This window comes from Mucilaginibacter sp. (assembly GCF_028288185.1).
Classification (GTDB): domain Bacteria; phylum Bacteroidota; class Bacteroidia; order Sphingobacteriales; family Sphingobacteriaceae; genus Mucilaginibacter.
The window spans coordinates 1-13,177 of record NZ_JAQBOF010000038.1; the positions used below are offsets into that span (position 1 = coordinate 1).

The following is a 13,177-nucleotide window of genomic DNA, read 5'->3' on the forward strand; positions in this document are numbered from 1 at the left end:
ATTGAATAGAGGTGGATCAGGAAGCCAACGCCGGTAATGATCAGCAGCATGATAGAACTCAACTGATCAACCAGGAAAGCAAAATTGATGTGTAACGATCCTACAGAGAACCAGGTAAACAGATCAACAAAAATAGGTTGGCCTGATGATTTGATCTGAAAAAAAGCGCCGATACTTAGCCCGAATGATATTAAAACCAACAGGCTGCCGATAAAGCCGATAGCGCCTTTTGAAAGTACATTGCGGCCAAGGCCGTTAATAACGAAACCGGCTAACGGTAATAAAGGAATAAGCCAGATGTATTTATCCATGTTGTTATATTGTACGTTTGACGTTGTACGTATTACGTTTTTCTTTATTATTAAATTAATTCAAATCCGAAATTAAGCTACCATTTTAACCTGTTCAACACATTAATATCTATCGAATTTGTGTTGCGGTATATCATTACAATTATTGCCAGGCCTACGGCTACTTCTGCAGCGGCCAGGGCCATAATAAAAAATACAAAAACCTGCCCGCTTGCATCGCCATTATAAACAGAGAAGGCGGCTAATAATAAGTTTACCGCATTCAACATCAATTCGACCGACATAAATATTACGATGGCGTTACGGCGAACTAATACACCCATAACCCCTATTGAAAATATAATGGTGCTTAATATAATGTAATGGTTAAGCGGTACAGCTTGTAATGTATGTGTTAAGTTTTCCATTATGCAGCAGTTTTAGGATCTTTAGTAGCCAATAATACAGCACCTACCATTGCCGATAACAGCAATACTGACGATATCTCAAAAGGCAATAAATATTCGTTAAATAATACTTTCCCTAAGTTTTTAACCAGGCCCAGGTTTGGGTCTTTTAAAATTACAGGGTTTGATGCACCAAATGCTTTTAACGCTGCCACAATAGTCACCAGAAAACAACCTCCGCCAATAACCGCGGCAAATTTTATCAGGTTTGATTTTGGTTGTTCAGACTCCTTATTAAGGTTCATCAACATCAGTGTGTACAGAAACAGCACCAGTATGGCACCCATGTACACAATAAAGTTTACTATAGCCAAAAACTGGGCATTTAATAAAATGTAGTGGATAGTGAACGTAAAAAACGTTAGTATCAAATAAAGGATGCTATGCACGGGATTTTTAGCCGTGATCACCAAGATGGAGAAGAAAATGGACAAAAACGCGATGAAGTAAAATGTATTCATTTGCTATATATTACAAAACACTTTCGACCACCAAAAATTGGATGGGCAAAGGTATAAAACTTCTTTATGGATTTAACGGGGCCTCAACTAATTTGTCTTTGCCGTAAATAAAATCTTTCCTTAAATAATCAGACGGTACTATGTCGCCATCTAAATAGATAGCTTCTTTAGGGCAGGCTTCTTCGCAAAGACCGCAAAAAATACAGCGCAGCATATTAATTTCATAAACAGCTGCATATTTTTCTTCGCGATATAAGTTCTCCTCTCCCGGTTGGCGCTCTGCAGCGGTCATGGTTATGGCTTCGGCGGGGCATGATAGCGCGCATAAGCCGCAGGCTGTGCAACGCTCTTTACCATTCTCATCACGTTTAAGCGAATGCATACCACGGAAGTTTTCAGAAAACTCACGTTTCTCTTCCGGATAGCTGATCGTAACCGGCTTTCTAAAAAAGTGTTTCATGGTAATTGCCAAACCTTGCGCAATTGCAGGCAGGTAAGCACGTTCCCAAAAGTTTAACGGCTTATTATCAACTACTTTTCTTTTATTACTTAGCGGTTCCATCTTATCTGTTAATTAAAGTAATAACAATACCGGTTACAACAATATTTGCAATGGCTATCGGTATTAAAATTTTCCAGCCCAGGTCCATCAATTGGTCATAACGGAAACGCGGGATTGTCCAGCGTACCCACATGAAAAAGAATATGAATAAAAATATCTTGGCAAACATTAAAGTGACACCCAATATTACCGCGCCATTTGTACCGATATGAGCGGCCATCCAATCCATAAACGGATAATTGTATGCACCCCAATAAAGCGTAACCATTACTGCCGATGATATGAACATGTTGATATACTCGGCAAATAGGTAAAAGCCCAGTTTCATGGATGAGTATTCTGTATGATAACCACCAACCAGCTCAGTTTCGCACTCTGGTAAATCAAATGGTGTACGGTTAGTTTCGGCAAATGCGCAGATCAGGAACAGTATAAAGCCTACCGGCTGAGACAATACGTTCCAATGCCAGCTATGTTGTTGCTCGGCAATTTGACGTAGGCTTAAAGTACCCGTTATCAGTAATAAAGCGATGATGGATAAACCCATCGAAATTTCATAGCTGATGTTTTGTGATGCCGCGCGGATAGCGCCCAATAAAGAGTATTTATTGTTTGATGCCCAGCCACCTATCATTACACCATAAACACCTAATGATACTACGCCGAATACATAAAGGATACCCACGTTAATATCTGCCACCTGTAGGTCAATAACATGTGCGCCAATGGTTAATTTTTGCCCCCACGGTATAACTGCCGAACCTATACAAGCCGTCATGATAGCCAACGAAGGGCCTACGATGAACAGGAAGCTGCTGGCATTGGTTGGGATGATCTCTTCTTTCAAAAACATTTTACCACCATCGGCAAGTGGTTGTAGTAAACCCCACGGACCGGCACGGTTAGGGCCAATCCTGTCCTGAAAAAATGCCGCTATTTTACGCTCGGCATAGGTAGAGTACATTGCTATAACCAGGCTTATGGCAAAAATGATAACTACCAGTATAAATTTAACTATGATGTCTGCTAATTCCATTATAAGCGTGTTTCGCGTTCAAATTGTTCTTTATTGGCCTCTTGCAATACCAGGTTGGTTTTAACAACCGGCAATGGCGTAAAATCATAATGATTAGAGCTGATAACCGATTGATGCGATACTTTACGCGGACCTTCAATTACCCAATCGGCTGTTTTCTTCTTGTCAAAACGGCAGGTATTGCAAATAAAATCTTCTACCTCGCCATAAACATCTTTACGCGCGGTTACACGTAAAACATCATCACCTTTGTACCAAAGGGTTACTTCGCCTTTACATTTTTCGTGATCGCAGTCGCGGTGTGCTTCAACCGGCTTGGTAAACCAAACACGGTTTTTAAAGCGGAAAGTTTTATCGGTTAACGCACCTACCGGGCAAACATCAATAACGTTGCCCGAGAAATCATTATCAACTGCTGCTTGTATGTAGGTTGATATTTCAGAGTGGTCTCCCCTGTTCAGGATACCATGTATACGATGATCGGTTATCTGGTCAGCAACATAAACACAACGGTAGCAAAGGATGCAACGCGTCATGTGCAGTTGTATTTTATCGCCAATATCTATACGGTTAAAAGTGCGGCGGTCAAACTCATAACGGGTTTTAACAGCGCCATGCTCAAAACCTAAGTCTTGTAACTGGCACTCGCCGGCCTGGTCACATATCGGGCAATCCAGCGGGTGATTAATCAACAACATCTCTACCACACCTTTACGCGCCTCAATAACTTCGGGCGAAGTAATGTTTTGCACTTCCATACCGTCCATTACATTGGTACGGCATGATGCTACCAGCTTAGGCATAGGGCGTGGGTCTTTCTCAGAACCTTTACTCACCTTTACCAAACAAGTCCGGCATTTACCACCGCTGCCGGCCAGTTTAGAATAATAGCACATAGCAGGCGGCACAATATCACCACCTATTATCCTCGCGGCGTTTAGGATGGATGTTCCGTCCGGTACTTCTACTGATATTCCGTCTATTGTAACCTTCATTATTAAGTCAAAATTAAAAAGTCAAAAGTCAAAACTGATTATTGAAGTGACTAACTTAAATTACTTTTTAAACTAATTATTATTGATGCGATGATCTTTGAAAGCTCATCTGCTTCATTTATTAATTTATTTATCTGATCTTTTTCTTCGATCAGTATTGTATCTCTTATTAAACAAAGCCAATACTTGGTTTCGTTTCCTGATTTTAGAGCTATCGTATAAAAATTCCTAAAATCTTTTTGCGAACTTCCTGATTTCGCTTCAACTATATTTGCTCCTATCGAAGTTGCACTCCTTAAAAGCTGGTCAAATATTGAAAAGTATATTCTTTCGTATTTGCTTGATGAGATAAAAAGCACAATCTCTTTGGAGAATTGGTAGCACCTGTGCTTAATATCATATGGCTTATCATTCAAATTTTGAATTTTTACTTTTTAATTTTGACTTAGCCGGCCACCGGCGCAGGCAACGGATCAGCATAATGAGCTATCCCGTAATTTCTTGTGGTAGCTTCGCTTGCATGCGTTACATGCCATTCAAACTCATCCCTAAAGTGGCGTATCGCGCTGGCCACCGGCCATGCTGCCGCGTCACCCAGCGGGCAAATGGTGTTTCCTTCTATCTTTTTAGCTACATCAACCAACAGGTCCATATCGCTCATGCTGCCATGACCATTCTCTAAACGGTGCAATACTTTCTCCATCCAGCCGGTACCCTCACGGCAAGGCGAACATTGTCCGCAGCTTTCATGGTGATAGAAACGAGCGAAGTTCCAGGTATTTCTAACGATACATTGATCTTCATCAAAAGCGATAAAACCGCCTGATCCCATCATACTGCCACTAACAAAACCACCGTCTGATAAAGACTCATAGCTCATCAGGCGGCCTTCGCCATTAATAGTTTTTAAGAACAGGTTAGCCGGTAAAATCGGCACAGATGATCCACCCGCAACAACCGCTTTTAAACGTTTGCCGTTGGCGATACCACCGCAATATTCATCGCTGTATAAAAATTCTTCAACAGGTAAACCTAGGTCTATCTCATAAACACCCGGTTTTACCAAGTTACCACCTGCTGATATTAGTTTAGTACCGGTACTACGGCCTATACCTAATTTAGCATACTCATCGCCACCCTCATTAATGATAGGTACTACAGCAGCAATTGATTCAACATTATTTACCACAGTTGGGCAGCCATACAAACCCGCGATTGCCGGGAATGGTGGTTTAATACGCGGGTTACCACGTTTGCCTTCTAATGATTCCAGCAACGCGGTTTCTTCGCCGCAGATGTAAGCACCACCACCGGGTTGTACATACAGCTCCAGGTCATAACCGGTGCCTAATATATTTTTTCCGAGGAAACCTGCCGCTTTTGCTTCGGCAATGGCTTTTTCAAGGATACGGATCTGCGGCATCATTTCGCCGCGAACATATATATATGATGTTTTTGCACCTAAGGCATAGCTGCCTACTATCATCCCCTCAATTAATAAGTGAGGGATATAAGTCATCAGGAAACGGTCTTTGAAAGTTCCGGGTTCAGACTCATCCGCATTACAAACCAAGTAACGGGCAACACCTTCTGGCTTAGCCAAAAAGCCCCATTTCATCCCGGTAGGGAAACCCGCGCCACCACGACCACGCAAGCCTGATTTTTTAACTTCTTCCACCACTTCATCGGGTGTCATTTTTTTCAAAGCCTTCTCAACAGACGCATACCCGCCCTTTGAGCGATAAACATCAAAAGTATTGATGCCGGGTACATTTATATGTTCTAAAAGTAATTTGCGTCCCATTTCGTTAATATATTTTGCCTGTTTGCTTGTAATAGTTTACATGCTGCCAAACACGCGTGCCAATGGCCAGAACTATTAAAACTACCCTAAGTGTAGACGCTACTCCAATGGGGTTTGATGGTAATAATAGTATTACTACCAGTACTGCATACAGTACATCCCTCAATATCATCATTCCTCTAACTGTCATTCGCTTTAAAAATATCTACCAGTTTCGTTATAATAATTAATATGTCTGACTATACAACTAGCAAATGCTACTACAAGCAGCGGTACCAGTATAATGCTATTCTCTTTTAATCCGCCTGTTACAAATACTAAAATCAAACCTAATGCAAATAATGAATCTCCAATTATCAAATTTGCATTGTCCATTCCATTTGTAAATTATTTTCCTTTAGCCTTTAAATCTGCTATCAATGTATCTACAGACTCATTGGTTAACTTTTCATAAAAAGTATATTCGGGGCCGATTTGTAAAACAGGCGCAAAACCGCACGCTGCCAAACACTCCACCCCGCGCCAGCTAAATAAGCCATCAGCAGTAACTTCGCCTTCTTTAACGCCTAATTGTTGCTCAATATGGTCCATTATTTTTTCGGCACCTACCAGGCAGCATGGCCCAGTGCGGCAAACCTCTAAAACATATTTACCCTGCGGACGCAAAAAGTACATGCTGTAAAATGAGGCTACCTCATAAACTTCAATAGGCTGCAATTTTAAATACTCTGCAACTTTATCCATTGCCTGCGGGCTTGTCCACCCAAACTCGGCTTGCACCAAATGCAGTATAGGCAACAGGGCCGATTTTTGTTTCCCTTCGGGATAACGGCTTACTATATCAGCAAACTGAGCTGTTAGCGCGGGTGAAAATTCAACCGGAGCTTGTACGGTATCTTCAACTCTAAGCATCTAATTCTCCGGCTATAACGTTTAAACTACTCATGTTAATAATCGCGTCAGACAGTAACATGCCTTTACTCATTGGGGCATACATCTGGTAATTTATAAAACTTGGCCTGCGGAAATGCAAACGGTAAGGCGAACGCCCTCCATCGTTTACCAGGTAAAATCCTAACTCGCCGTTAGCGCCCTCTACCGAGTGATATACTTCGGTATTTGGGGTAGGTATCTCGCCCATCACAATTTTAAAGTGATAGATCAGGGCTTCCATATTATTGTAAACTTCCTCTTTTGGAGGCAAATAAAATTCAGGTACGTCCGCATGGAAAATATCTGTCGGTTCTTTTTCCAGCTTCACTAAAGCTTGCTCAATAATGCGCAAGCTTTGTTTCATTTCTTCGTTACGCACTAAAAAGCGGCTATAAACATCGCCATTGTCGCCAACGGGTATTTCAAAATCAAAATCTTCGTATGATGAATAAGGATTCATGGCCCTAACATCATAATCAACACCGGCAGCGCGCAATAACGGGCCGCTCCAGCTATAAGCTATCGCGTCTTCAGCAGTAACCGCGGCTACATCCCTGGTACGATCAACAAATATGCGGTTACGGTTAAATAATGATTCGAACTCTTTTAATACCGGCGGGAAGTCCACTAAAAACTTGCGCAGCTTATTAAAAGCGATAGTGTTAAAGTTACGCTCGAAACCGCCTATACGCCCAATATTGGTGGTAAGACGCGAGCCGCAAACTTCTTCGTAAATTTCATAAATAGCTTCGCGATGCTCCATCATGTATAGGAAACCCGTGAAAGCGCCAGTATCAACCCCTAATACACCGTTACAGATAATGTGGTCTGATATACGGGCCAGTTCCATTATAATTACACGCAGGTAATCAACACGTTTTGGCATGGCAATGCCCAACATTTTTTCAACCGTCATGTGCCAGCCCATATTGTTTATGGGCGATGAGCAATAATTTAAACGGTCTGTTAATGGGGTTATCTGGTAAAATGGGCGGTGCTCAGCAATTTTCTCGAAAGCTCGGTGTATGTATCCAATGGTGGATACGCCGCTTATAATTCTTTCGCCATCCATTTGCAGCACATTCTGGAACACGCCATGCGTCGCCGGGTGTGTAGGCCCCAAGTTGAGTGTTGAGGGCTCGTTTTGCGGATCGTTATCTGTATATACCGGGTGGTTCTGCATTTGCTATCTTCCGAAAAAATAATCTTTTTTATCAACACGGTTAGGATCCTCTAATGGAAACTCTTTCCTCATCGGGAAAGCCGTCATGTCGTCAACATTTAATATTCTGCGTAAATCGGGATGGCCATCAAATATTACCCCAAAAAGGTCATACGTTTCGCGTTCCATCCAGTTTGCACCCTCCCAAACAGTTGTAGCTGTAGGTATGTGGCAGTTATCGCCATCAATAAATACTTTTATACGTACACGTACATTATTTACCAGGCTATGTATATGATAAATTACGCCGATAGTTTTTTCCTGTTCAGGATAATGTATCGCGGTAATATCTGTTAAATAAATAAATTGTAAAGCCGGGTCGGTTTTTATAAAACCTAGTAATGCAATAATACTTTCGGGGTTGGTCTCTAAGGTTAGCAAACCATAAGGCTCGCCAATTACGGTTACTTGTCCTTCAAATTTACTATTGATGCTTTGTAAAAGCTCTTCGTTAGTTATCTTACCCATTACTGTATCCCGTATGAAGCTAATAATTTTTGGTACTGAGGTTCATTTCTTCTGCGCGTTGACTCTGTTTTAACCAGTTCCTGGATACACATAAAGCCATCAATAATAGCTTCAGGACGAGGTGGGCATCCCGGTACATAAACATCAACCGGTATAATTTCATCTATCCCTTGCAAAACCGAATAGCTATCAAATATACCGCCGCTTGACGCGCAAGCGCCTACTGCCATCACCCAACGGGGCTCGGCCATTTGCAGGTAAACCTGGCGCAAAACCGGACCCATTTTTTTGGCGATGGTACCCATAACCATTAACAGATCGGCCTGGCGTGGCGAAAAGCTTAAACGCTCTGCGCCAAAACGAGACAAGTCATAATGTGAGGCCATGGTAGCCATAAACTCGATACCGCAGCATGATGTTGCGAAAGGTAATGGCCATAAAGAATTTGCGCGGGCTAAACCTACCGCCTTGTCCAGCGAAGTAGCAAAAAATCCTGAACCCTCTACACCGGCAGGAGCACCAACTATTTGAATATCACTCATGAAATCTATTACTACAATTTCCTATCCAAAAAAGGGTGGATAGAAAGCGCAAATTTATGATAAAAAACCTTGTATCTGATACACTATTAACGATAGGAAATATATTTAGAACAATTCTAAACAGCCCGGCTCCCTCTAAATCGTCCCCGGTAGGGGAGACTTTATTAAAGCGCCAATATTTAAGACCCTCCCTTCCGGGGAGGGTTGGGTGGGCTCTAATCCCAGTTTAAAGCGCCTTTTTTTATGACATAGATAAAACCAGCCAATAAAGTGCCCATAAAAATAAACATCTCATACATACCGGTAGCGCCAAGTTCTTTAAAGTTTACTGCCCATGGGTACATAAATATTACCTCGACATCAAACAATACAAACAAGATAGCCACCAAAAAGTATTTAATAGATATAGGTGTACGGGCATTACCTATAACCTCAATACCCGACTCGAACGGGGTTAACTTATCTTTAGTTACACGCTTAGGGCCTATTTTATGTGTTACAAACATAGTACCCACCACAAAACCTACAGCAACTATCATTTGGAAAATGATAGGCAAATAATTAACCGGCAAACTTTGTACTTCCATGGGTGCAAATATACAAATGGTGTGTTAATAAAAAAGGCCTCAATCGAGGCCTTTTTTATTAAATTTATTTAGTACCAGCCTTTTTGGGCCTGGCCGCAGGCGTTGATGCCGCCGGTGCATTTTTGCTGTCAAAATAATAGGCCGCTTGTTTGTTATTTGGATCTATCTCTTTGGCTTTGGTAAAGTATTCCATTGCCTTAGCATCATCCTTATCATGATATTGCGCATAAGTACCTAAATAAGCATAGGCCTCGGCAAAATCTTTTTTGTTTGTTTCGGTAGATGGTGCTGTAGCTGTATATAACTCGATAACCTTTTCATAGTATGGTTTAGGCAAGCCTTTCATATTGGTAAGATCTCCATCTCTTACTGAAGCTACACGTGCACGATACACATATTCTGTAGGAACGGGTTTTTCAACCATTACTCTTTGAACGTAACTCAGCGCCGAATCTGCCTTAATTAACAATGTAGAATCCGGATTTTTAGAGCTGAAAGAGAAGTAATAATAAATTCCCTCATAAATATGTTCAGTAACCAGTGGTTTATGAACCTTAGTAGTCATCTCCTCGTAAGTTTTAGCTGTGTTTAAATAGTCTTTTCTCTTTTTATATACATTGACTATTTCAGTATACGCATCTTGTACTTGGGTTGTATCTAAGTCAGCATACTTTTTTAAGGTTTCTATTCCTTTTGCTGTATCCTGCCCGCTTGCAATTTGTAAACGGCCTAAATAACCGTAATCACGTGGTAAAATACGATTAGGTTGTGCTTTTGCAAACCAGGTATTCATAGCAGTTAAACCAGCCGGGTAATCTTTATTCTCGTAGGCCGCATATCCTAAGTAACGGTATATACGTGGGTTGGTAGTACCAGATTTTGATAAGTTTGTTGCCACTTCCTGCAAAGTTACATAGTCACCAGCATTTACAAGGAAATCCGCGTAGCGCATTAATGACTCTGGCGATTGATCTGTCAGGCTTAAAAACTTTTTATAGTTTTCTACACCTTCTTTTATTTTGGCAGATGCCACTTTAATGTTTGTTTGCGCCTCTGTAAGATCAGTTTCGGCCAATTCGCGGTAAGCAGGGCCGTAGTTAGGATCTATAGCGATAGCTGCCTGAAATTGTTTTTCTGAATCAGAGAAGTTATCAGCATATCTCCATAATACACCTGTAGCCACATTTGCAGCTGGCGATTTTGGATCAAGCGCTAATGCTGCCTGATAGGCATCATAAGCATCATTACTTTTTAGTTGTGAACGGTAAGCATTGCCTAATGCTACCAATACTTCAGCATCTTTAGGGTTTACTGCTTTACCTTTTGTTAAGGCATCAATAGCAGCATTTGCTTTTGCAGGCGGGAATTTTCCGTCCTTAGCATCCAGCAAATATGCTTTGCCTATATATAAATATGGTGTGCTTTCTTTTTTACCGGTATTTGTAATTGCCTGGTTAAAGTTAGACGTAGCACCTGTATTATCATTACCTGATAGCGCCACTGCACCTAAACCGACATAATTTAAAGCCGATTTGGGATTAACTGCTATACCTTTTGTAAACGTTGTTTTTGCAGAATCTATATAATCCTGAATCAAATACACCCATCCCAGGTAAAAAATATTTTCGTCATTAGTTGGCTGTGTAACCGTAAGGTTTTTAAGCATTCCCTTTGCTTTTTGATATTGCTCTGCATCAATAGCTTTCTTGGCGTCAGCAAGACTTTGCCCAAAAACTGCTGATCCTATAAATACCAGCGCTAATGCCACTTTAGCTATTTTACTGATCATTTTCATCACTTGTTTTAATTTTAGTTAGATATATATTTAATAATTATGTTTAATAACAATCTCTCGTTGTGGTATTGAATTAGGCAATATGCCCGATCTTAAAATAATTCTTTGTCCACGGTCTCCAAGCACAAAGTAAGCAAAACCTGAGCCTAAACCTAATTTCCCGGTACAATTCACCAAATACAAACCTCTTGTAAATGGATATTGTTTTAACGCTAAAGTAGTTTGTGATGGCTTAAAGTATTGATTAGGGGCATCTTTACTGTTCTCATCTTTCACGGCTACTATTTTAACTTTTTTTACCGACTCTGCATAATCAGCATCGGGGTCATTAAGCCAGCTAAATCCGGTTATGCCTATGGCTTGCGGATGTTGGCTAATATACTTTATTACTTCTTTATTGTTTTTGACCGCAAAAATATTTTTTAGTTTAAAATCTTTATTTCCAGAAAGATCCCTCAAGTATCTTACCAAACTTGAGTTTGCATTATCAAAAACGATATCTATACCCATTTTAGTCTTCCCATTCAGCATTTTTTTTATTTCGTTAACCGATGTAAGCGTATCTTTTGACGCCTGGTTTACAATAAATGTAACCGCATCAATAGCAAAACGGTTAATAACAGGCGGCAACGTTTTATCTTTTAATAGCTTAACCTCATCCGGTCTTAGCTCACGCGATAGGATTGCAAACCTAACGCTATCGTTTAACAATAGCCGCAAAACACTATTTTCTGATCGATATAAAATATCAGGCTTAGCTTGAGTATTTAACTGTTTAAAAACATAAGCTTCCTCGTCAACTATCGGCTGACACGATTCGTCAGCTGCGATTTTTACACTGCCTGTATTAACTGTTTCTTCGGGTACAGTTGTAGCTGTTTTTTGCTTACAAGCCTGAATGCCTACAAAAGCAATAAAACACATTATTACACAAGCAGTTTTATTCTTCATCATTCTCTATTTTCTCTTTTCTTAATAAAAGTGCAAGTCTCACAATAGAATAGAGAATTAATAAACACCCAAATAATGTTTTTTTGTAACCGTAATCGGGCAATACTTCATCCCAAAAAATTACGGCAGTACCTGCAGCAAAGAATACTATTGCTCTTAAAATAGGCAGAAATCGCTTTGCGGGCGATTTCTGCTTATTACTAAACCTGGATGGCATACTTTAATTTTCTTCGCCTAACGTAAAGTTAATTGGTACTGTGTAAGATACACGAACCGGGCGAGCATTTTGAATACCTGGTTTCCAGTGAGGTGATTTCTTTAAAACACGGATGGCTTCGTCCATTGTTGTTTGGCTAGGGCCACGTACAGCTTTAATATCAGTTAAGCTGCCGTCTCTTTCAACAACAAATGTACAAATAACCCTACCGCTAACACCATTTTCCCTGTCAACAGCGGGAAATTTGATATTATTTGACAAGTATTTACCAAATGCTTCCAAACCACCCGGAAACTCGGGTTGTTTTTCTACCTGGCTAAAAATTTTATTCTCATCCTCTGTAACTTGTTTAACATCAGAGTTACCTACAGGTTCGTCAATTCTAACATCAGCGTTAGGATCACCTTTTTGATCTTTCTGACCAGGGTCAGCAGTTTTCAAGTCCTTTTGTGTAGGCGGTTCTTCTTTTACCTCGTTATCCGGTTTTACAATCGGAGGAGGGAATTTAACCTGATCCGTTTTTGGTTTAGCCGGCTCTGGTGGTGGTGGTGGTGGTAATTTTTTCTGATCAACCGGCGGCGGTGTAAGCACCACGTCAGTGATCTTTACCTTAACAGGTGCTTTTGGGATAAATCCTTCCAGCTTATTGATTATTGTTGGTAACGATATAACAAATATAAAGAATGCAGCACCGTAGATGAAAGCACGGCTGGTTCTTCCGCCGTTTTTCTGTCTTAACTCGTATGCACCATAAGCTTTGTTTCTGCCGCTAAAAACAACGTCGATCCATTCCTGCTTTAATATGTCTAATTTAGATCCCAGCATTATTTGAAGCTTTAAATTTTAA

17 protein-coding genes and 1 pseudogene are annotated in these 13,177 nt (G+C 40.6%); all 18 read right to left on the reverse strand.

Going from position 1 to position 13,177, the window contains the following annotated elements; all coding sequences use genetic code 11:
- Window positions 1–311: pseudogene (locus JWQ34_RS17385) on the reverse strand (NADH-quinone oxidoreductase subunit L); the annotation flags it as partial.
- Window positions 312–388: 77 nt separating this feature from the next.
- Entirely contained in the window at window positions 389–718 is a 330-nt protein-coding gene (nuoK, locus tag JWQ34_RS17390; RefSeq protein ID WP_299359403.1) for an NADH-quinone oxidoreductase subunit NuoK, read from the reverse strand.
- On the reverse strand, window positions 718–1,218 hold the full coding sequence (locus JWQ34_RS17395; protein WP_299359405.1) for an NADH-quinone oxidoreductase subunit J: 501 nt from the start codon (window positions 1,216–1,218) through the stop codon (window positions 718–720). Before JWQ34_RS17395 ends, nuoK begins: the two co-directional genes overlap by 1 nt.
- 64 nt (window positions 1,219–1,282) lie before the next feature.
- Window positions 1,283–1,780, reverse strand: coding sequence for an NADH-quinone oxidoreductase subunit I (locus JWQ34_RS17400; RefSeq protein WP_299359407.1), 498 nt, complete (start codon window positions 1,778–1,780; stop codon window positions 1,283–1,285).
- Window position 1,781: 1 nt separating this feature from the next.
- Complete coding sequence (nuoH, locus tag JWQ34_RS17405; RefSeq protein WP_299359409.1) at window positions 1,782–2,816, reverse strand: NADH-quinone oxidoreductase subunit NuoH; 1,035 nt, start codon at window positions 2,814–2,816, stop codon at window positions 1,782–1,784.
- Window positions 2,816–3,811, reverse strand: coding sequence for a 2Fe-2S iron-sulfur cluster-binding protein (locus tag JWQ34_RS17410; RefSeq protein ID WP_299359412.1), 996 nt, complete (start codon window positions 3,809–3,811; stop codon window positions 2,816–2,818). Before JWQ34_RS17410 ends, nuoH begins: the two co-directional genes overlap by 1 nt.
- 50 nt (window positions 3,812–3,861) lie before the next feature.
- The gene (locus JWQ34_RS17415; protein ID WP_299359415.1) at window positions 3,862–4,227 is read right to left on the reverse strand and encodes a four helix bundle protein; all 366 of its coding nucleotides are present in this window, start codon (window positions 4,225–4,227) and stop codon (window positions 3,862–3,864) included.
- Between the two features lie 29 nt (window positions 4,228–4,256).
- Window positions 4,257–5,615 carry an NADH-quinone oxidoreductase subunit NuoF gene (nuoF, locus tag JWQ34_RS17420; protein WP_299359418.1) on the reverse strand — a complete coding sequence of 453 codons (1,359 nt, stop codon included), beginning with the start codon at window positions 5,613–5,615 and terminating at the stop codon, window positions 4,257–4,259.
- 4 nt (window positions 5,616–5,619) lie between these two features.
- The gene (locus tag JWQ34_RS17425; RefSeq protein ID WP_299359420.1) at window positions 5,620–5,805 is read right to left on the reverse strand and encodes a hypothetical protein; all 186 of its coding nucleotides are present in this window, start codon (window positions 5,803–5,805) and stop codon (window positions 5,620–5,622) included.
- Between the two features lie 197 nt (window positions 5,806–6,002).
- A complete protein-coding gene (nuoE, locus tag JWQ34_RS17430) occupies window positions 6,003–6,527 on the reverse strand; it encodes an NAD(P)H-dependent oxidoreductase subunit E (protein ID WP_299359422.1) in 525 nt (174 codons plus the stop codon).
- Window positions 6,520–7,731: an NADH-quinone oxidoreductase subunit D gene (locus JWQ34_RS17435; RefSeq protein WP_299359424.1), complete on the reverse strand. Its 1,212-nt coding sequence runs from the start codon at window positions 7,729–7,731 to the stop codon at window positions 6,520–6,522. Before JWQ34_RS17435 ends, nuoE begins: the two co-directional genes overlap by 8 nt.
- 3 nt (window positions 7,732–7,734) lie before the next feature.
- Window positions 7,735–8,238, reverse strand: coding sequence for an NADH-quinone oxidoreductase subunit C (locus tag JWQ34_RS17440; protein WP_299359426.1), 504 nt, complete (start codon window positions 8,236–8,238; stop codon window positions 7,735–7,737).
- Window positions 8,238–8,780: an NADH-quinone oxidoreductase subunit B gene (locus tag JWQ34_RS17445; RefSeq protein ID WP_299359428.1), complete on the reverse strand. Its 543-nt coding sequence runs from the start codon at window positions 8,778–8,780 to the stop codon at window positions 8,238–8,240. The genes JWQ34_RS17440 and JWQ34_RS17445 overlap by 1 nt, the downstream gene beginning before the upstream one ends.
- Before the next feature lie 215 nt (window positions 8,781–8,995).
- The gene (locus JWQ34_RS17450) at window positions 8,996–9,367 is read right to left on the reverse strand and encodes an NADH-quinone oxidoreductase subunit A (RefSeq protein ID WP_299359431.1); all 372 of its coding nucleotides are present in this window, start codon (window positions 9,365–9,367) and stop codon (window positions 8,996–8,998) included.
- 64 nt (window positions 9,368–9,431) lie between these two features.
- Window positions 9,432–11,156: a tetratricopeptide repeat protein gene (locus JWQ34_RS17455; RefSeq protein ID WP_299359433.1), complete on the reverse strand. Its 1,725-nt coding sequence runs from the start codon at window positions 11,154–11,156 to the stop codon at window positions 9,432–9,434.
- 36 nt (window positions 11,157–11,192) lie between these two features.
- Complete coding sequence (locus JWQ34_RS17460) at window positions 11,193–12,116, reverse strand: PstS family phosphate ABC transporter substrate-binding protein (protein WP_299359436.1); 924 nt, start codon at window positions 12,114–12,116, stop codon at window positions 11,193–11,195.
- Complete coding sequence (locus tag JWQ34_RS17465) at window positions 12,103–12,330, reverse strand: hypothetical protein (RefSeq protein WP_299359439.1); 228 nt, start codon at window positions 12,328–12,330, stop codon at window positions 12,103–12,105. Before JWQ34_RS17465 ends, JWQ34_RS17460 begins: the two co-directional genes overlap by 14 nt.
- A 3-nt stretch (window positions 12,331–12,333) precedes the next feature.
- A complete protein-coding gene (locus tag JWQ34_RS17470; protein ID WP_299359441.1) occupies window positions 12,334–13,155 on the reverse strand; it encodes an energy transducer TonB in 822 nt (273 codons plus the stop codon).
- Window positions 13,156–13,177: the final 22 nt, after the last annotated feature.

Excerpts from the sequence above, each read along its gene's own strand:
- nuoK (WP_299359403.1), bottom strand. The coding sequence starts at position 718 with ATGGAAAACTTAACACATACATTACAAGCTGTACCGCTTAACCATTAC.
- JWQ34_RS17395 (WP_299359405.1), bottom strand. The coding sequence starts at position 1,218 with ATGAATACATTTTACTTCATCGCGTTTTTGTCCATTTTCTTCTCCATC.
- JWQ34_RS17400 (WP_299359407.1), bottom strand. The coding sequence starts at position 1,780 with ATGGAACCGCTAAGTAATAAAAGAAAAGTAGTTGATAATAAGCCGTTA.
- nuoH (WP_299359409.1), bottom strand. The coding sequence starts at position 2,816 with ATGGAATTAGCAGACATCATAGTTAAATTTATACTGGTAGTTATCATT.
- JWQ34_RS17410 (WP_299359412.1), bottom strand. The coding sequence starts at position 3,811 with ATGAAGGTTACAATAGACGGAATATCAGTAGAAGTACCGGACGGAACA.
- nuoF (WP_299359418.1), bottom strand. The coding sequence starts at position 5,615 with ATGGGACGCAAATTACTTTTAGAACATATAAATGTACCCGGCATCAAT.
- JWQ34_RS17425 (WP_299359420.1), bottom strand. The coding sequence starts at position 5,805 with ATGACAGTTAGAGGAATGATGATATTGAGGGATGTACTGTATGCAGTA.
- nuoE (WP_299359422.1), bottom strand. The coding sequence starts at position 6,527 with ATGCTTAGAGTTGAAGATACCGTACAAGCTCCGGTTGAATTTTCACCC.
- JWQ34_RS17435 (WP_299359424.1), bottom strand. The coding sequence starts at position 7,731 with ATGCAGAACCACCCGGTATATACAGATAACGATCCGCAAAACGAGCCC.
- JWQ34_RS17440 (WP_299359426.1), bottom strand. The coding sequence starts at position 8,238 with ATGGGTAAGATAACTAACGAAGAGCTTTTACAAAGCATCAATAGTAAA.
- JWQ34_RS17445 (WP_299359428.1), bottom strand. The coding sequence starts at position 8,780 with ATGAGTGATATTCAAATAGTTGGTGCTCCTGCCGGTGTAGAGGGTTCA.
- JWQ34_RS17450 (WP_299359431.1), bottom strand. The coding sequence starts at position 9,367 with ATGGAAGTACAAAGTTTGCCGGTTAATTATTTGCCTATCATTTTCCAA.
- JWQ34_RS17455 (WP_299359433.1), bottom strand. The coding sequence starts at position 11,156 with ATGATCAGTAAAATAGCTAAAGTGGCATTAGCGCTGGTATTTATAGGA.
- JWQ34_RS17460 (WP_299359436.1), bottom strand. The coding sequence starts at position 12,116 with ATGATGAAGAATAAAACTGCTTGTGTAATAATGTGTTTTATTGCTTTT.
- JWQ34_RS17465 (WP_299359439.1), bottom strand. The coding sequence starts at position 12,330 with ATGCCATCCAGGTTTAGTAATAAGCAGAAATCGCCCGCAAAGCGATTT.
- JWQ34_RS17470 (WP_299359441.1), bottom strand. The coding sequence starts at position 13,155 with ATGCTGGGATCTAAATTAGACATATTAAAGCAGGAATGGATCGACGTT.